Here is an 18,344-nt window from a genome sequence, read left to right on the forward strand (position 1 = left end):
CTACCCAGGCGCTAGTGATGTTGGCTCGCAAGCTTGCCCGGATCGTATTCGCTCTGCTGAAAGGGCAAAGCGAATACCAACCAAAAGCGGCTTGAGGGCTTCCACCAAACCATAGAATCTCCCACAGAGGGCCGGGTGCTGAGTGCTAACTTACTTGGCTTTTAATGGCTATCGCGGGTCGACGTTATCCAGCACCTGATTCGCCAGTAATGAACTCAGTTCGATCAACTGCTGAATGCCAAGCGCCAGACTACGCCGCGAGCCTTCCAGGTCGAATGCGAGTTCGTCGACCATAGCGTCCGCCGAGGCCAGGGTTTCGCTGAGGTTGGCGAGCAGGCATTCGTTATCGAGGCCTTTCACGACGGTGAATACCTGGCCCGGTTTTGGCGCGTCTTGGGATTTATCCGGCTTCGGCAGCAAGTAGTGATCAAGCACGCGTTTCGTGGCTTCGTCTTGCTGCTTGGCTTTGGATTTTGCGGATTGTGCGGTGGAGCCTGCTTCTGGGGGATTCGGAGTTATTTTGATCATTGAATATTTCCTTCAGTAGGGCCGCAACCGCATCGCTACTAAACGAAATGGTGGCGGCTGTGCGCAAGTTAGTAGACCGGTGAAATACACAAAGCCCGGCGCGCCCGAAGGCGCCATGCGCACAGCCACCATCGAGTGCAGGCAAATGCCCGACTGATGAGACTCGTGCAACCGTCGTGTATTTCCTGGGCTACTAAACCCGACCACTGATGGGCAGTGGCAGGAAAGACAATAAAACCCGGGGACAAGGCGCACAAGCGGGCGGATTCTGGCGTAGTTGTAGGCAAAGGCGCAAGGATATGTGGGGTTGCGGGGGAAAAATGGTCAGGCTGAACATTTATCTGAAGGCACAGGACTACCCCCAGTGGCGAGGGAGCTTGCTCCCGCTCGGCGGCGTAGCCGTCGTGGGGCGGGTTCAGGTGGTTTACCTGGGGGAATGCGTTGTTGGTTTTGGGACGGCTTTGCCGCCCAGCGGGAGCAAGCTCCCTCGCCACAGGGGTTGGATGTCGCAATCCAGGGTTTTGCTCGGTCATGGCATTCGCTTCACTGGGGACAGCCCTGAGAGATGCGTCGGCTGCCAGGCCGCCATCGCGGGCAAGCTCGCTCCCACAATGAGATCGGGGTACAACCGCAGGAGATAGGTCGGCCATTAGACCGCTTCGCGAGCAAGCTTTGCTCCCAAAGGTGGATTCAGATACAGCCGCAAAAGTCAGGCCGGCTGTTAGGCCGCCATCGCGAGCAGGCTCGCTCCCACAATGAGATTGGGGTACAACCGGAGGAGATAGGTCGGCCGTTAGACCGCCTCGCTTTGGCTTTGGCTTTGGCTTTGGCTTTGGCTTTTGATCTTGGGCGCCCCATTAACCACAAGGGCCGAACGCAGGCATTGCGTAGTGGGCATCCCGGCATGGATGCCGGGATAGCCGCGCTGGGCCATGGATGGCCCTTCGCGGCGGGCCCACGGAGCAATGCCGGAGTGAGGGAACACCGAGCGTAAGCGAGGTGCCCAGTGGTGGGGCGAGGCGCTTTTGGTTACTTTTGGCGCCTTTTCAAAAGTGACCCGCTGTAAGAGCGGAACCATAGGTGGCCGTTACCGAAGAAACGGATATGTACATCAATCCCTACTTCACCACCTTAAGACTGGGCCGCCCACTAGGCCGCGGCGGCTCATCATCCGGTGGCGGCAGTTCATCATCCGCCTCGAACTCTTCCTCGCCATCCAACGGCGCCTCAAGCTCAAACACCATACCCTGGCCATTCTCCCGGGCATAAATCCCCAGGATCGAAGCAATAGGCACGTACAGCGTGTGTGGCACGCCACCGAAGCGGCCTTCGAAGCTGACGGCATCGTTGTCCATGTGCAAATGACGCACGGCAGCCGGCGAAACGTTCAGGACAATCTGCCCGTCATTGGCAAAGCCCTGCGGCACCTGCACCGATGGATACTCGGCGTTGACCAGCATGTGCGGGGTGCAATCGTTGTCCACAATCCACTCGTAGAGCGCGCGGACCAGATAAGGTCGACTGGAGTTCATAGCGGCTCCTTAAGCCTCAGCGCATGTCGCGTTCGACACCAGACAGACTCGCCTGGAAAGCCTCACGCGCAAATTGGCGCTCCATATAATCAAGCAGCGGCTTGGCGGGCCGCGGCAGTTCGATACCCAGAATCGGCAAACGCCAGAGTATGGGCAATAGGCAGCAATCCACCAGACTTTGTTCCTCACTGAGGAAAAACGGCTTGTCGATGAACAGCGGCGACACGCCCGTCAGGCTTTCGCGCAGCTCTTTGCGCGCCACCACCCGCGCCGGTTCCTTGGTCCGTGGATCCAGGATCAGGTCCACCAAGCCACACCAGTCGCGCTGGATGCGATGCATCAGCAGACGACTGTTGGCACGTGCGACAGGGTACACCGGCAGCAGGGGTGGATGCGGATAACGCTCATCCAGGTATTCCATCACCACGGTCGATTCCCACAGGGCCAGGTCGCGATCGACCAATGTGGGCAAACTGCCGTAAGGGTTCACCTCGATCAGCTTCGGCGGCTGACGGCCGGCTTCGACGTAAATGATCTCGGCGCTGACACCCTTCTCTGCCAGTACGATGCGTACCCGGTGGGAATAGTGGTCGGCGGGGTCGGAGTAACAGGCCAACCGATTGGTCACGCCCATGGCGATCCTCCTCGCTTGTTGAAATTATCGAAAAACGGAAAAGCGAGCGCGCCCAGAGGGCGTCTCCCGTAACACCTGGCCGACCAGGCTCGTTACACCTTCAGAGACGCCCTTGGGCGCGCACGATTAACAGCAACGGCTTACAGCTTTATCAATGCACGTCTTTCCAGTATTCACGCTTGAGCAGATAAGCGAATACGAAGAAGAACGCCAGGTACAGCAATACATACGTACCGATGCGCTGATGCTCCAGCTTCACCGGGTTGGCCGAGTAGGCCAGGAAGGTCACCAGGTTCTTGACCTTCTCGTCGAACTGCTCCGGCGTCAGGCTGCCGGTATTCGGCACAATGGTCAACTGGTCGCAGGCTTCGTGAGTCAACGCGGTGCCGGTCAGCGGGTCATATTGCTTTTTACCGTGCTCGACAATCTGGACCTGCTTGCAGCCTACCACCTGACGACCCTGCAGGCCGGCCAGGACGTTAGGCATGCCGACGTTCGGGAAGACCTTGTTGTTCACACCCCAAGGACGCGCAGGATCTTCGTAGAACGAACGCAGGTAACCGTAGAGCCAGTCGGTACCGCGGACACGTGCAACCAGGGTCAGGTCGGGCGGCGCAGCGCCGAACCAGGTCTTGGCGTCCGCCGGCTGCATGCCGATGGTCATGTGGTCGCCCAGCTTGGCCCCGGTGAACACCAGCTTCTCGAGCATCAGGTCATGGGGAATGCCCAGGTCATCGGCCACGCGCTCGTAGCGCTGGAACTTGGCACTGTGGCAACCCATGCAGTAGTTGGCGAAGGTCCGCGCGCCGTCCTGCATGGCAGCCTTGTCGGAAACGTCGATGTCGACCTTTTCCAGCTCTGGGCCACCGTGTTCGGCCGCGAAGGACAGTACAGGCATAGCAGCAAGAATCAGTACAGCAAATAGCTTTTTCATCAGCCAGTCACCCTTTCCGGAACCGGTTTGGTCTTCTCGAGCCTGGTGTAGAACGGCATCAGAATGAAGTAGGCGAAGTACAGGAAGGTGCACACCTGCGAGAGCAGCGTACGCTCCGGGGTCGGCGCCAATACGCCCAGCACGCCCAGGATCACGAACGAGATGCAGAACACCACCAGCCAGATCTTGCTCAGCCAGCCTTTGTAGCGCATCGACTTGACGGGGCTGCGGTCCAGCCACGGCAGGACGAACAGCACGGCGATGGCTGCACCCATGGCGATAACGCCCAGCAGCTTGTCCGGAATCGCCCGCAAAATCGCGTAGAACGGCGTGAAGTACCAGACCGGGGCAATGTGTTCAGGAGTCTTGAACGCGTTCGCCTGTTCGAAGTTCGGCTTCTCGAGGAAGTAGCCGCCCATCTCGGGGAAGAAGAACACGATGGAGCAGAAGATGAACAGGAAGACCACCACACCGACGATGTCTTTCACGGTGTAGTACGGGTGGAAAGCGATGCCATCCAGCGGTACGCCGTTCTCGTCCTTGTGTTTCTTGATGTCCACGCCATCGGGGTTGTTCGAACCGACTTCGTGCAGCGCCAGGATGTGCAGCACCACCAGACCGAGAATCACGATCGGCAGGGCCACCACGTGCAGGGCAAAGAAGCGGTTCAGGGTGATACCGGAGATCAGGTAGTCACCACGGATCCACTGGGTCAGGTCGTTGCCGATGACTGGAATCGCACCGAACAGCGAGATGATCACCTGGGCGCCCCAGTAGGACATCTGGCCCCATGGCAGCAGGTAGCCCATGAAGGCTTCGGCCATCAGCGCCAGGTAGATCAGCATGCCGAACACCCACACCAGCTCGCGCGGTTTCTGGTACGAACCGTAGAGCAGGCCACGGAACATATGCAGGTAGACCACGATGAAGAACGCCGAGGCGCCGGTGGAGTGCAGCAGGCGCAGGATCGAACCGTACTCGACGTCGCGCATGATGTATTCGACGGAGGCAAACGCTTCTTCCGCCGAAGGGGTGTAGCTCATGGTCAGCCAGACACCGGTGACGATCTGGTTGACCAGAACGAGCAGGGCCAGGGAGCCAAAGAAGTAGAAGAAGTTGAAGTTTTTCGGAGCGTAATATTTGCTGAGATGGTCTTCCCACATCTTGGTCGCGGGAAAGCGCGCATCAACCCAATCCATTAGCTTGCTCATCACGCTTTCTCCGTGTCGACGCCAATGACAATGAGGTCATCGGTCTCATAGGAATGCGGGGGAACTGGCAGGTTCAGCGGTGCAGGCTGCGACTTGTAGACGCGACCGGCCAGGTCGTAGTGGGAGCCGTGGCAAGGGCAGAAATAGCCACCGACCCAATCCTTGCCCAGGTCGGCAGGGGCCACTTCAGGACGGAACGTTGGCGAGCAACCCAGGTGCGTGCAGATCCCGATCAGCAGCAGGATCTCCGGCTTGATCGATCGCGTTTCAGGATTGACGTATTCCGGTTGGGTCGAGTTCTTGGAGGAAGGGTCGGACAGCTGGCCCTCGATCTTTTTCAGATTCCCCAGGATTTCCTCTGTACGGCGGACGATGAACACCGGCTGGCCGCGCCACTCAGCAATCATCTGCTGGCCTGGCTCGATCTTGCTGACATTCACTTTCACCGGTGCACCTGCAGCTTTCGCCTTGGCACTGGGAAACCATGACCCCACGAACGGGACCGCAGCCCCCACCGCCCCTGCAGCACCCACCACGGATGTGGCTGCTACCAGGAAGCGACGCCGGCCTGCATTCACGCCGTCATTGCTCATTCAGTCCTCTCCCATCAGCTTTGTGGCCTGTTAGATCAGGCGTCTACTAAGTAAAAATCTGAACTTATAAAAATTTTGCCGAATGGTAATGAAAACCCCCAATTCTGACAAGGTAATTACCAAGCGGCCAAACCGCCAGGCCTTGTAGTATAGGGGCTCTACGAATGTGGCAAGTTGTCACAGAGCATTTATTTCGCCCATAAAAAAACGCCCGGCTCCGTGAGGAACTGGGCGTTTTTTGAAAGCGGAAGCGAAATTAACGCTTCGAGTACTGCGGACGCTTACGCGCTTTACGCAGACCGACTTTCTTACGTTCAACTTCGCGAGCGTCGCGAGTCACGAAGCCAGCTTTGCGCAGGGCGCTACGCAGGGTTTCGTCGTAGTCCATCAGGGCGCGAGTGATACCGTGGCGGATTGCGCCAGCCTGGCCACTTACACCACCACCGATAACGGTGACGTAGATGTCGAATTTTTCGACGGTCTCGGTCAGTTCCAGCGGCTGACGAACTACCATGCGGGCAGTTTCGCGACCGAAGAAGTTATCCAGGGAGCGGTTGTTGATGGAGATGTTACCAGTGCCCGGACGCAGGAAAACGCGTGCGGTTGCAGTCTTGCGACGGCCAGTGCCGTAATTTTGAGTCGCCGACATAATGAACTATTCCGTTAAAACTTCAGTTCTTGGGGCTGCTGAGCAGTATGAGGGTGAGCAGCGCCCGCATAAACCTTCAGCTTACGATACATGTCGCGACCCAGCGGGTTCTTAGGCAGCATGCCTTTAACCGCGGTCTCGATCACGCGCTCAGGGGCTTTGGCGATCAGCTTTTCAAAGTTGATCGACTTGATGCCGCCAGGAAAACCGGAGTGGGAGTAGTACATTTTGTCAGTGGTTTTAGCGCCAGTAACACGTACTTGCTCAGCGTTGATCACGACGATGTAGTCACCGGTGTCAACGTGAGGGGTGTACTCAGGCTTGTGCTTGCCACGCAGACGGCTCGCGATTTCGGTGGCCAGACGACCCAGGGTCTGACCAGCAGCGTCGACGACAAACCAGTCGCGCTTTACTGTTTCCGGTTTAGCAGTAAAAGTTTTCATTCTTTATAGCCTCAGGGGCCGCCCTGTAAATTAGACGGCGGATCTTACTGAATAGTGCGTACTTTGACAAGTCAAAGGCAGCCGGATACAGACGCTTTCGGGGGCTCGGGTCGGCGCGTCCGTTCAACGGCAAGATTCTTCGGCGGCGGCGCATCACTTCCACTGCAGAAAGAGGTGCGCAATTATGCAGATTGCGAAAAATATTTCAACCTGCTTTTATGATTGTTTTGCCCAAGGAGCTCCACGATGGACTATCGCCAGCTAGGCCGTACCGATCTGAATGTGAGCGCCCTGTGCCTCGGAACCATGACCTGGGGTGAGCAGAACAGCGAGGCCGAGGCTTTCGCCCAGATTGAACGCGCCAAGGGTGCCGGCATCAATTTCATCGACACCGCAGAGATGTACCCGGTGCCGCCGAAGGCCGAGACCTACGCCACCACCGAACGCTACATCGGCAATTATTTCAAGAGCCGTGGCGACCGTGCCGACTGGATCCTGGCGAGCAAGATCGCCGGCCCCGGCAACACCATCGACTACATCCGCGACAAAAACCTCAAGCACAACCGCCGCCACATCGTCGAAGCCGTGGACGCCAGCCTCAAGCGCCTGCAGACCGACTGGATCGATCTTTACCAGTTGCACTGGCCAGAGCGCAGCACCAATTTCTTTGGCCAACTGGGCTACCAACACAAGGCCGACGAGGATTTCACCCCGCTGGAGGAAACCCTCGAAGCCCTGGACGAACAGGTCCGCGCCGGCAAGATCCGCCACATCGGCCTGTCCAACGAAACGCCGTGGGGCACCATGAAACTCCTCGCCCTGGCCGAAGCCCGTGGCTGGCCGCGGGCGGTGTCGATCCAGAACCCCTACAACCTGCTCAACCGCAGCTTCGAGGTCGGTCTGTCGGAAATCGCCATTCGTGAACAGTGCGGCCTGCTGGCTTACTCGCCCCTGGCGTTCGGTTTCCTGTCGGGCAAATATGAAGGTGGCGCCCGCCCGGCCAAGGGCCGGCTGACGCTGTACAGCCGCTTCATGCGTTACTTCAACCCGCAATCGGAAGCGGCGTGCAGCCGCTACGTGGCACTGGCCCGCGAACATGGCCTGGACCCGGCGCAGATGGCCCTGGCGTTCGTCACCCAGCAGCCGTTCGTGACCAGCAACATCATCGGCGCCACGACCCTGGAGCAGCTGGACAGCAACATCGAAAGCTTCGGCCTGAAGCTGTCGGATGAGGTCCTGGCGGGGATCGAGGCGATCCACAAGGATCATCCGAACCCGGCGCCTTGATCGCCTGGTAAAAAGCCTTCGCGAGCAAGCCCGCTCCCACAGGAGTCCTGCGTCGATCACAAAAGAGTGTTCAGACACAAACCCCTGTGGGAGCGGGCTTGCTCGCGAAAGCGATCCCGAGCTCACCGAAAATCAAAGCGACCGCGCAATAATCTCCTTCATGATCTCATTGGTCCCGGCATAGATCCGCTGCACCCGCGCATCCGCCCACGCTCGCGCAATCGGGTATTCCCACATGAAGCCGTAGCCGCCGTGCAGTTGCACGCATTCGTCGAGCACCTTGCACTGCAGGTCGGTGCCCCAGTATTTGGCCATTGCCGCGGTGGGCACATCCAGCTTGCCCTGCAGGTGCAGCTCCAGGCAGCGGTCGATGAAGACCCGGCCGATCTGGATCTCGGTGGCCATTTCCGCCAGCTTGAAACGGGTGTTCTGGAAGTCCGCGATCGACTTGCCGAACGCCTTGCGGTCGCGCGTGTAGTCCAGGGTCCATTGCAACGCCGCTTCGGCCGAGGCCAGGCCTCCGATGGCGACGGTCAGGCGCTCCTGGGGCAGCTCCTGCATCAAATAGGCGAAGCCCATTCCAGCCTGCCCGAGCAGGTTCTCCTTTGGCACGCGGACGTCCTGGAAGAACAATTCCGAGGTGTCCTGCGCTTTCATGCCGACTTTCTCCAGGCGCTTGCCTTTCTCGAAGCCTGGCGTGCCCGCTTCCACCAGAAACAGGCTGGTGCCCTTGGCGCCGGCCTTGGGATCGGTCTTGGCCACCACGATCACCAGGTCGGCCAGGAAACCGTTGGTGATGAAGGTTTTCGAGCCGTTGATGACATAGTCGTCACCGTCCAGCACCGCGGTGGTCTTCACGCCTTGCAAATCGGAACCGGCGCCCGGCTCGGTCATGGCGATGGCCGTGACCATCTCCCCGGAGACCAGCTTGGGCAGGTACTTGTGTTTCAGCGCCTCGCTGCCGTAGTGCAGGATGTACGGCGCGACGATATCGGAATGCAACGAGAAGCCGATGCCGGTCAGTCCCAGGCGCCCGATTTCCTCGATCACCACGGTGCTGTAGAGAAAATCGGCCTCCAGCCCGCCATAAGCCTCCGGCAGATGGGAGCACAACATTCCCGCCTCCCCCGCCTTGTTCCAGAGCTGGCGATCGACATGGCCCTGCTTTTCCCACTGGCTGTGGTACGGCACGGCTTCTTTTTCAAGGAAAGTTCGTACGCTCTGGCGAAATAATTCGTGCTCGGGACTGAACAGTGTTCTAGGGATCATGGCGCACCTTGGGTCAGGGTTGGGCGTGTTACCCCACAGAGCCTAAGCCCACGATGTACGACAGGACACTGGACACATCCGACAAAAAATAAGACGATCCAGCCGTCTATTGACCACTTTCCCCTATAAAAACAAGATTAATTATGTCCATGCACGTCTCCACGCCCTTGCGGCGCGTCAGCATCCTGGCGATCGACCGGGTATTCGCTTTCACCCTCATGCAAGCCAAGGATTTTTTCCACCTGGCCAGCCTGCGCTATGGCAAACAACTGGGCCAAGGTCTGACACCGGGTTTCGAAATCCGCCTCGTGAGCCCCGACGGCAAGCCGGTCAACAGCTTCAGCGATGTGGTCATGCCAGTGGACGGTGGCCTGGAAGATACCGACGTCATCATCCTCCCGGCCTTCTGGGATGACTTCCATGCGCTGTGCCAACGCTATCCGCAGATCCTGCCCTGGCTGCGCGAACAACACGCGCGCGGCGCCGTCCTCTGCGGCGAAGCCACCGGGGTATTCTGGCTGGCCGAAGCCGGCCTGCTCGACGGCAAAGAGGCGACGACTTACTGGCGTTTTTTCAACGCCTTCAAGGAGCGCTTCCCGCAAGTCCATCTGAACCAGGACAAGCACCTGACCGACGCCGACAACCTGTTCTGCGCCGGCGGCACGACCTCGGCCTGCGACCTCTACATCTACCTCATCGAACGCTTCTGCGGCGCCAACATCGCCCAAGCCGTGGCGCGGGATATCCTGTATGAGGTGCAACGCAGTTATTCACCGGGAAGGATAGGCTTCGGCGGACAGAAGCTGCACCAGGATGTGATCATCCTGCAGATCCAGCACTGGCTTGAGGAACACTTCGCCGACAAATTCCGCTTCGAGGACGTCGCCCGGGAGCACGGCATGAGTATCCGCAACTTCATGCGCCGCTTCCAGACCGCCACCGGCGACAAGCCGCTGCACTACCTGCAACGCTTGCGCATCGAAACCGCCAAGGGCCTGCTGTCCGGCAGCCGCAAGAGCATCAAGACCATCAGCTACGAAGTCGGCTACGACGATGCGAGCTTTTTCGCACGACTGTTCCGGCAACATACCGACCTGTCGCCGAACCAGTATCGGCAGCAGTTTCAGCGGGCGGCGTAAGTACAGCAGACAATCCTATTTCAATGCGAGAGCGAGCCTGCTCGGTTTCGCATTGAAGCTCGTGCCAGGAAGCAGGTGCTGTATTTGTACTTTCCTACGCAAAAAGCGGAATCGGGAACATCAGGGCGGCCGATTTTGCTCACATACATCGCTCCGGTAACGCTGCAACATCGCTTCCTGCAAACACCATCAGGGACGAACCGCAGTGACTATAGGATCAAGTTATAACTACCCAGCAACCGTTGCCACCGACGCCTCCCGGACCAAGCGCTCGATCAAAAAGCAGTGGGCGGCTCGCTTTCCAAACCCACCGGACCTGTGCTTCGACTACCGGGCACTCGTCGAACAGGCCAACGGCATCGCCCGCGCAACGGACCCACAACACAAAATCTGCGTCATTGGCGCCGGAATCACTGGCTTGACTGCCGCCAGGGAGCTTCATCGGTGTGGATTCGCCCAGGTCACCCTCATCGAACAAACCACACGCATAGGCGGCAGGCACCTGACGGTGCCGGGCAGCCGCAAATCGACGGTGAACCATACGCCGTTTGAAATGGGTGCGATGCGCATGCCCTTCTTCAACAGAGCTGACGAACCACCCACCAGTGGGCGATCGTTGATGGTTTACTACACCAAGACGTTTGAACTGTTGTTTTCAGACTTCGCCAACCCCGGAAGCGCAGCGGTCAGGTCGACAGGTATCTATCTGAGGGAAGGCAGCATGGAGGGCGGGCACCCGAGCATGCTGATCTGGAAAAACGAAGACGGGCACACACCGCCTCCCGGTGAAGAATTGCAAAAGGTCTACGCCAAGTGGAAGGCCTTTGCCGACCGCATGACCCGCCACGTCGCCGAAGTTTACGCCACTGAGGATTGGGAAATCGTCTGGGCTGCCATTGTCGCGAAGTACGAGAGCGTTTCGTTTCGCGACTTGGTGCGCATGCCCGCATTGAAAGCCTGGGACCCAGACTCGCCCGGAGACTTCGGCGGGATGGGCATGTCGGCGCAAGAATCGGCGATTTTCTACGCCATCGGCATAGGCGACGGTAGTTGGGGCGCCTTTTACGACGTCTGCTCGCTCTACCCCCTACGGACCGCCATCTTCGGATTCAGCAGCCAACTGCAACTTATCCATGGGCGGGTGAATTCATCAGGCGAGCCACTACCGTCGCCCTACCTACAGGGAGAAACAGTCGTTGACTCGATGGGCTTGAGTTTTGACAGGCCCCGTTACCTCGGCCTCGCCGCATTAAGCGAGTGCCTGCTGTTCATGAAGCCCGAAGAAACCGCGAAGTCCTTATACGAGCACTGCCTGGAAAGAAACGATGGCTTGCTCACGGACGCCTCGGTAACCAAACTGGAAAAACTGACCAATCAGAAGATACGCGTCCACTTCAACTGGAAGCACAGCCAACCTGAGCAAACACGGGAACGCTTTCTGGACTTCGACTCGGTCATCATGACCCTGCCCTCCTGGCTGATCGAGACGCGCATAGCGCTTGAAAATTTTACCCCGCGAATGCTGCCGTTCGAGACAATCAGTGCCTATAAAACCGCGCACTGGGAAACCAGTTGCAAAGTCTTTGCGCCATTGAAAAAAACCTTCCTCTCGAACAACACCAGAATCCCCCAAGCGATCGTCACCGACAGCTTCATCCATGACGTCTACACCTACCGTTACAACGATAGCTACAGCTATGACTGCATTCTCCTGAGCTACACCTGGGAAGACGATGCCACCAAGCTCGCCGCCTTCAGCGATAAGGAGCTGGTGACCCGGTGTGCAAAGGAGCTGGATCGGATACTCATGAACTGCGCCAATATCCAGGAAAGAATTTCTCCTTATATCGCTCTGGATCGAGCCGTGGTTCAGCGCTGGGTAACCGATAAAAATGCGCTGGGCTGCGCAAAGCTTTACCGGCCCGGCACCTACTATGACGCCGTGGGCCTGATGAAGTACAACCGGGACTTCGGCCATGTTTCGGGCCTGTATCTTTGTGGCGAATCGTTTTCTGTCGATGCAGGCTGGACGGAGCCTTGTTTTCGTGGCGCCGTCGATGCGGTGATTCATATCTGCGATAAAACCGCTGCACGATTCAACGGTGGTTTTTCCATGGGGGAGTATCCGCACTATCAGGTCGCAACCTGACGCTCCCCAAGCTCTGGAGCCGAGCACGATGTGCATCGGCTCTGCCCTCACCGCCCCCTGGCCACCCCTCCAGCCGGTCATCTTCGGAGATGCCCTACAGCCTAAGCAGAAACGGCTGACTTACAACCCGCCCCCGCTTCACCTCTTATGAATACGCCTTAAACAGCGCGAATAATAACAAACAAGAGGTTTACGGAATGAGCGAACCAACGAGTCCCGTTCGTGTAGCAGTCGTGCAATTTGATCCGCAAGTCGGCATGGAGAACCATGGCGACAACCTGCGTCGGGGCATTGAGCTGGCCCTTGAGGCGGTGCGCGGCGGAGCGAACCTCATCGTCCTGCCCGAGCTGTCCAGCACAGGTTATTTCTTCAAGAGCCGGCAAGATGCTTTCGACCATGCGGAGCCCGTTCCCGACGGACCCAGCGTGCAGATATGGATGGACTTTGCCCGCGAGCACAAGATTTATCTGGTGGCCGGGCTGACCGAGCGCGACGGTGTACGGCTCTTCAACACGGGTGTTCTGGTGGGGCCGGACGGCTTCATTGGTCGCTATCGCAAGGCGCATCTATGGAACCAGGAGAAACTCTGGTTCACACCCGGCGACATGGGTTTTCCGGTTTTTGACACCCCCATCGGCCGCATCGGACTGCTGATCTGTTGGGACATCTGGTTCCCCGAAGTGCCACGAATCCTCAGCCAGCAGGGCGCGGACATCATCTGCAGCCTGAATAACTGGGTCTGGACACCACCGCCGCTGTTCGATGAAGCAGGGAAATGCATGGCGTCTTACCTGACAATCACCGCTGCCCACGTCAACAACGTGTTCATTGCCGCGGCTAGCCGAATCGGTGAAGAGCGCGGCGCACGTTACCTGGGCTGCTCGCTGATCGCCGGCACCAACGGTTGGCCGATTGGTGCGGTCGCATCCGCCGATGAGCAGGAGGTGCTGTTTGCCGACATTGACCTGACCAGCGCCCGTAGTGCGCCCATCTGGAACAGCTTGAACGATCTGCATCGTGATCGTCGCGCCGATCTCTACGACGCGATGCTCGGTTACACCCAGCACCCTTGTCTGCCACGTTGATAAGGGAGCGAGACCATGGATACCACAAACGAAAAACGCCCTCAGCATCGACCGGCTGCCCGATCGCCGCTGGACAGCGCAATCATCCTCCTCCTGCTGGGCACGGCGCTGTTGATTTACTGGCTGTCATCCACTTATCACCCCACCTGGACCGCCCACTGGCCCGACTACAGCCACATGGTGTCGAGCCTCCCCCATCCAGGAGCCTGGTTACGCTGGGTACTGGGGGATATCAGCGAGGTGGCGTTCTACAAGCATGAGTTCGCCTCCCTCGGGCTACTGGCCGGTGGCTACCTGGCCTACCGGGCCAGCCGGATGGGTAAGGCCTGGCAAGGCTTCAGCATCTGCTATGGCAGCGGCTTGTGGCCGTGGGTGGTCACCAGTTCATTGCTCGGTCTTCTGCTGAGCAACCTGCTGTGGGGCTGGACCGTTTCGGCCGACCAATGGCAACCCACGTTCGCGGCCTTCGTTTCACTGCCGGCGGCGATGGTGCTGATGTTTGGCGCAGGCTGGAAGGTCACGCTCAATGGCGCAATCCTGGGCGCATTGCTCGTCACCCCGTCATGCCTGTTGATCGTCAACTACGTCTGCAACCCACTGGGTTTGCCAGCCGTGATCGGTAATGTCTCAGGCATGGCCGTGGCCAGTGTCATCGCGTTTCTCCTCTGCCGCCAATTGCCAGGCCTTGTGAAGTCCGAAGCGGTCGCAAAGTCTCCCGAACCTCTGCCTGCTCCCCTCAAGACACCCGATTACGGTGTCATCTGGAGTCTGCGCCGGGTGTTGGCGGACTTTTCGGAGGCTCCCTTCCATGGCAACGAATGGGCGAGTCTAGGCCTGATCCTGGGCGCCTTGCTGGCTTACACCCTGAACCCGATGAGCCCGGCGTATGGCTCGGGTTTGCTGCCCCAACTGATCGTGGCCCAGGCACTGACTTCCGCGATAGGGGTGGTGGTCTGGCGGCGCCAATGGATACAACGGGGCTGGTATCCCACCTATATACCGTTGGTGTCCGTCGTACCGGCAGCGATTCTGACCTACGGCGGCAGCTGGCAGGTCATCACCGTCAGCGCGCTGCTCGGGGCATTGATTGCTCCACCGCTGGCGTGCGCCATTGCCAAGTGGATACCCAACGACATGCACCCTTTCGTCGCTAATGTCCTGTCCATGGCGATCAGCACCCTGCTCATAATTTCGTTTATCGGACACTTCCTCATCGACTGAGCGCCGGGCCCAGCGGCTGCCCCCTTTCCAACCGGGTGCAGCCCGCTTCCACTACCTGCAAAGAGGTAAACATGGACCTACCCAAACTGGCCGTCGCATCACTCGGCGGCACCGTGAGCATGCAGGTCAAAACCGTCGGCGCCGGGGTGATCCCGACTGTCAGCGGCGAGACCCTGCTCGCCTCGATACCGGAGCTGAAGACCCTGGCACAGGTCAGCGTCGAGACATTAGGGCTGTTGCCCAGCGCGTCATTGAATTTCGAGTCATTGCTCAGCGTGCTTTCCTGGGCCAACCTGCAGATCCAGTACGGCGCCGTGGGCGTAGTCATCACCCAGGGCACGGACACCCTCGAAGAAACCGCCACGCTATTGGATTATCTGTGGGATCACGACGCACCGCTGGTGCTCACCGGCGCCATGCGCTCGGCCGCCCAGGCTGGCGCCGACGGGCCGGCAAACCTGCTGGACGCATGTCGGGTGGCGCTGGCACCGGACAGCCGGCGGCGCGGCGTCCAGGTGGTCATGAACGGGCAGATCCATGCAGCGCATGCCGTCCGCAAGACCGACTCAATGGCCTTGCAGGCCTTTTCCTCGCCGGTCGTCGGCCCCGTCGGCCATCTGTTGGAAGACTCGGTTCGCTACCTGCGCCCGCCCACCCAGCGCAACATCCTTCCCGTGCCGCAACAGACCACACATGCCATCGCCCTGCTGGAGGCGTCGTTGTCTGCCGACAGCCTGCTGCTGGAGAATATTCTCAAGCTCGGCTACGACGGCTTGGTGATCGCCGGTTTCGGCGCTGGACACGTGTGTGCGTCCTGGACTGAAGCAATCGAAGCCATTGCCCAGAAAATTCCCGTGGTTATTGCGACGCGTTGCGGCAGCGGCTCTACGGCTCGGTCTACCTACGGATTCAAGGGCAGCGAGATGGACCTCGTACGCCGGGGCGCATCGATGGCGGGGTTTATCTGCCCGCGCAAAGCCAGGATTCTGTTATGGCTGTTGGTGGGGTGCCAGAAACAGGACGATTTGGGCCGTTATCTGCACAATCTTTAACGCATAAAAAAGGCCTGCAATCGCAGGCCTTTTTTGTGTTCCGAATCCCTAAGGCTTATGCGCCCGCGACAGAAACTCGTGGGATTGCATTTCCAGCAACCGGCTCAGGGTCCGCTGGAATTCGAACGTCAGGCGACCGCCGGTGTAGAGGTCCTTGAGTTCGACTTCGGCCGAGATGATCAGCTTCACGTTACGGTCGTAGAATTCGTCGACCATGTTGATGAAGCGCCGGGCGATGTCGTCGGTGGTGACGCTCATCTGCTCGACGCCACTGAGTAGCACGGCATGGAAGATCTTGCCCAGTTCGATGTAGTCGTTCTGGCTGCGCGGGCCGTCGCACAGTTCGCGGAAGTCGAACCAGGCCACGTCGTCGCAAGTACGGATCGCGCGGATTTCACGGTTCTCGATGATCAGCACGTCGTTTTCCACGGCCTGGGTGCACTCCGGCGTCAGGGCGCGGAAGCTCTTGCGCAGGCTCTCTTCGGCGGCGGCATCCAGGGGAAAGTGGAACAGCTCCGCTTGCTCGAGGTGACGCAGGCGATAGTCGACGCCGCTGTCGACGTTGACGATATCGGTGTGCTGCTTGATCAGCGCGATGGCCGGCAGGAAGCGCGCGCGTTGCAGGCCGTCCTTGTACAAGCCGTCCGGGACGATGTTCGAGGTGGCGACCAGGGTCACGCCGTTCTTGAACAGCTCTTCCATCAAGGTGCCGAGGATCATCGCGTCGGTGATGTCGGACACGAAGAACTCATCGAAGCAGATGACCCGGGTCTCGCTGGCGAAACGCTTGGCGATGATGGTCAGCGGGTTCTTCTCGCCACCCAGGGTCTTCATTTCCTCGTGCACGCGTTTCATGAAACGGTGGAAGTGCGTCCGGGTCTTTTCCTTGAACGGCAGCGCCTCGAAGAAGGTGTCCACCAGATAGGTCTTGCCACGGCCCACGCCGCCCCAGAAATACAGGCCCTTGACCGGCGCCTGGTCTTTCTTGCCGAACAGTTTGCCCAACAGCCCCGGCTTGTTGTTCGACGCGGCGATCAGGTCGTCGTACAGGCGCTGCAAATGGCGCACGGCCGTTTCCTGGGCTGCGTCGTGGAAGAACTCCGGGCGTTTCAGATCAGCTTGATATCGTTCTAGGGGCGTCATATTCGTTAGCAAGGCAACAAAAACGGGCCGACACTGTAGCGACGGCCCAGAGGAATGGCAATCGGCCCATAGGCGGGCCGATGATCGGATGACGCGCTGGATCAGTCCTGGGCGGGCGTCAGGGCAACGCGCAACGCATCGATGGCCGCGTCTCGGGCAGCGCTGTCGGCGAAGGTCGGGCTGTCCGCCACGCTTTCGCCATCGAGCCAGACGCTGAAACTCAGCGCCTCGCTGCGCACGTCCAATGGCTGGCCGGCTTGCAGTTGTTTGGTGACCTGGCCTGCGGTCTTGCCATCGGCAAAATTGCGCGACAGCAACAATTGCTCGCCATCGGCGGCCAGCAGACGGAAACGGAAGCTACCATCGTCTTCGCGGAAGCTGACGAAGCGGGCCGCCTTGGCGGCTTTCTTTTTGGTGCTGGCGGCTACCTGAACCTGGCTGACGAACGAGCGCAGGCCAACGGCTTCGCGCAGTTCGTTGAGGAACGGCGTCGCCACGGCCCGGGCTTTTTTCGCGCCCAGTTGCAAGAGGTCTTCCAGGTCCGCCGGACGCTCGATGAGCTGGTGATAACGCTCGCGTGATTCACCCAGCTCGTTGTCGAGCAACTGGAACAGGCGGTTCTTGGCCTCGCCCCAACCCAGGCCCTGCAGCAATTCGCTGCGGAACTCGGCGGACTGCGCCGGGGTGGCGAAGGCCTGGAACAGCGTGAACAGGTGCGAATTGTCCGGATCCTTGGCTTCGCCCGGCGCACGGGAGTCGGTGACGATGCGCGAGATCGCGTCCTTCATGTCCTTGGCGCTGCTGAACAACGGGATGGTGTTGTCGTAGCTCTTGGACATCTTGCGACCATCGAGGCCCGGCAACGTGGCGACGCTTTCTTCGATCAGCGCCTCGGGCATGGTGAAGAACTCCTTGCCCTGGCCGAACAGGTGGTTGAAGCGCTGGCCGATGTCGCGGGCCATTTCCACGTGCTGGATCTGGTCGCGGCCGACCGGCACCTTGTGGGCGTTGAACATCAGGATGTCGGCGGCCATCAACACCGGGTAGCTGTACAGGCCCATGGTGATGCCGGCGTCCGGGTCTTCGCCGGTCTCGACGTTCTTGTCCACCGAGGCCTTGTAGGCGTGGGCGCGGTTGAGCAGGCCCTTGGCGGCGACGCAGGTCAGCAGCCAGGTCAGCTCGGGGATCTCGGGAATGTCGGATTGGCGATAGAACGTCACGCGGTCCACGTCCAGGCCACCGGCCAGCCAGGTGGCAGCGATTTCCAAGCGCGAACGCTGGATGCGCAGCGGGTCATCGCATTTGATCAGGGCGTGGTAATCGGCCAGGAAGTAGAACGAATCGGCGTTGCTGTCGCGGCTGGCGACGATCGCCGGACGGATGGCGCCGGCGTAGTTGCCCAGGTGCGGGGTGCCGGTGGTGGTGATGCCGGTCAGGATACGGGTACGAGTCGTCATGGGTTATCGCTTGTCAGA

General features: G+C 59.4%; 17 protein-coding genes and 1 pseudogene. 7 read left to right on the plus strand and 11 right to left on the minus strand.

What is annotated here, in order from left to right; translation table 11 throughout:
• Positions 1–95 (plus strand): annotated as a pseudogene (locus RGM2987_RS13705) (IS110 family transposase); the annotation flags it as partial.
• Between the two features lie 73 nt (positions 96–168).
• Here the strand turns inward: RGM2987_RS13705 and RGM2987_RS13710 are convergent.
• The 8 genes from RGM2987_RS13710 to rplM form a co-directional block, all read right to left on the minus strand.
• Positions 169–528 (minus strand): DUF6124 family protein, encoded by a 360-nt coding sequence (locus RGM2987_RS13710; protein ID WP_245142015.1) that lies wholly within the window; start codon positions 526–528, stop codon positions 169–171.
• A gap of 1,118 nt (positions 529–1,646) precedes the next feature.
• Positions 1,647–2,060: a ClpXP protease specificity-enhancing factor gene (locus RGM2987_RS13715; protein WP_245142017.1), complete on the minus strand. Its 414-nt coding sequence runs from the start codon at positions 2,058–2,060 to the stop codon at positions 1,647–1,649.
• Between the two features lie 16 nt (positions 2,061–2,076).
• Complete coding sequence (locus tag RGM2987_RS13720) at positions 2,077–2,694, minus strand: glutathione S-transferase N-terminal domain-containing protein (RefSeq protein WP_245142020.1); 618 nt, start codon at positions 2,692–2,694, stop codon at positions 2,077–2,079.
• A gap of 151 nt (positions 2,695–2,845) precedes the next feature.
• The gene (locus RGM2987_RS13725; protein WP_245142022.1) at positions 2,846–3,628 is read right to left on the minus strand and encodes a cytochrome c1; all 783 of its coding nucleotides are present in this window, start codon (positions 3,626–3,628) and stop codon (positions 2,846–2,848) included.
• Positions 3,628–4,839, minus strand: coding sequence for a cytochrome bc complex cytochrome b subunit (locus RGM2987_RS13730; RefSeq protein WP_042732149.1), 1,212 nt, complete (start codon positions 4,837–4,839; stop codon positions 3,628–3,630). Before RGM2987_RS13730 ends, RGM2987_RS13725 begins: the two co-directional genes overlap by 1 nt.
• Positions 4,839–5,432 carry a ubiquinol-cytochrome c reductase iron-sulfur subunit gene (petA, locus tag RGM2987_RS13735; protein ID WP_245142024.1) on the minus strand — a complete coding sequence of 198 codons (594 nt, stop codon included), beginning with the start codon at positions 5,430–5,432 and terminating at the stop codon, positions 4,839–4,841. Before petA ends, RGM2987_RS13730 begins: the two co-directional genes overlap by 1 nt.
• 256 nt (positions 5,433–5,688) lie before the next feature.
• The gene (gene rpsI, locus RGM2987_RS13740; protein WP_003228056.1) at positions 5,689–6,081 is read right to left on the minus strand and encodes a 30S ribosomal protein S9; all 393 of its coding nucleotides are present in this window, start codon (positions 6,079–6,081) and stop codon (positions 5,689–5,691) included.
• A gap of 14 nt (positions 6,082–6,095) precedes the next feature.
• Complete coding sequence (gene rplM, locus RGM2987_RS13745; RefSeq protein ID WP_003205365.1) at positions 6,096–6,524, minus strand: 50S ribosomal protein L13; 429 nt, start codon at positions 6,522–6,524, stop codon at positions 6,096–6,098.
• 246 nt (positions 6,525–6,770) lie between these two features.
• On the opposite strand from rplM, the gene RGM2987_RS13750 reads away from it, so the two are divergent.
• Positions 6,771–7,811 (plus strand): NADP(H)-dependent aldo-keto reductase, encoded by a 1,041-nt coding sequence (locus RGM2987_RS13750; protein WP_245142028.1) that lies wholly within the window; start codon positions 6,771–6,773, stop codon positions 7,809–7,811.
• Positions 7,812–7,943: 132 nt separating this feature from the next.
• Here RGM2987_RS13750 and RGM2987_RS13755 read toward each other — a convergent pair whose 3' ends face one another.
• Positions 7,944–9,080 carry an acyl-CoA dehydrogenase family protein gene (locus RGM2987_RS13755; RefSeq protein WP_245142030.1) on the minus strand — a complete coding sequence of 379 codons (1,137 nt, stop codon included), beginning with the start codon at positions 9,078–9,080 and terminating at the stop codon, positions 7,944–7,946.
• Between the two features lie 242 nt (positions 9,081–9,322).
• Here RGM2987_RS13755 and RGM2987_RS13760 point away from each other — a divergent pair, with 242 nt between their 5' ends.
• From RGM2987_RS13760 to RGM2987_RS13780, 5 genes are all read left to right on the plus strand, one after another.
• A complete protein-coding gene (locus tag RGM2987_RS13760; RefSeq protein WP_245142127.1) occupies positions 9,323–10,219 on the plus strand; it encodes a GlxA family transcriptional regulator in 897 nt (298 codons plus the stop codon).
• 205 nt (positions 10,220–10,424) lie between these two features.
• Complete coding sequence (locus RGM2987_RS13765) at positions 10,425–12,368, plus strand: FAD-dependent oxidoreductase (RefSeq protein ID WP_245142033.1); 1,944 nt, start codon at positions 10,425–10,427, stop codon at positions 12,366–12,368.
• 197 nt (positions 12,369–12,565) lie between these two features.
• Entirely contained in the window at positions 12,566–13,453 is an 888-nt protein-coding gene (locus RGM2987_RS13770; RefSeq protein ID WP_245142036.1) for a nitrilase family protein, read from the plus strand.
• A gap of 15 nt (positions 13,454–13,468) precedes the next feature.
• A complete protein-coding gene (locus RGM2987_RS13775) occupies positions 13,469–14,674 on the plus strand; it encodes a hypothetical protein (RefSeq protein WP_245142038.1) in 1,206 nt (401 codons plus the stop codon).
• A 71-nt stretch (positions 14,675–14,745) separates the two neighbouring features.
• The gene (locus tag RGM2987_RS13780; RefSeq protein ID WP_245142040.1) at positions 14,746–15,726 is read left to right on the plus strand and encodes an asparaginase; all 981 of its coding nucleotides are present in this window, start codon (positions 14,746–14,748) and stop codon (positions 15,724–15,726) included.
• Positions 15,727–15,774: 48 nt separating this feature from the next.
• Here the strand turns inward: RGM2987_RS13780 and zapE are convergent, their stop codons facing one another.
• Together zapE and RGM2987_RS13790 are read right to left on the minus strand one after the other, a co-directional pair.
• Positions 15,775–16,869, minus strand: coding sequence for a cell division protein ZapE (gene zapE, locus RGM2987_RS13785; RefSeq protein ID WP_245142042.1), 1,095 nt, complete (start codon positions 16,867–16,869; stop codon positions 15,775–15,777).
• Positions 16,870–16,970: 101 nt separating this feature from the next.
• Complete coding sequence (locus RGM2987_RS13790) at positions 16,971–18,326, minus strand: tryptophan--tRNA ligase (protein WP_245142044.1); 1,356 nt, start codon at positions 18,324–18,326, stop codon at positions 16,971–16,973.
• Positions 18,327–18,344 lie beyond the last annotated feature (18 nt).

It is taken from the genome of Pseudomonas sp. RGM2987, assembly GCF_022952855.1.
In the GTDB taxonomy this organism is placed as follows: domain Bacteria; phylum Pseudomonadota; class Gammaproteobacteria; order Pseudomonadales; family Pseudomonadaceae; genus Aquipseudomonas.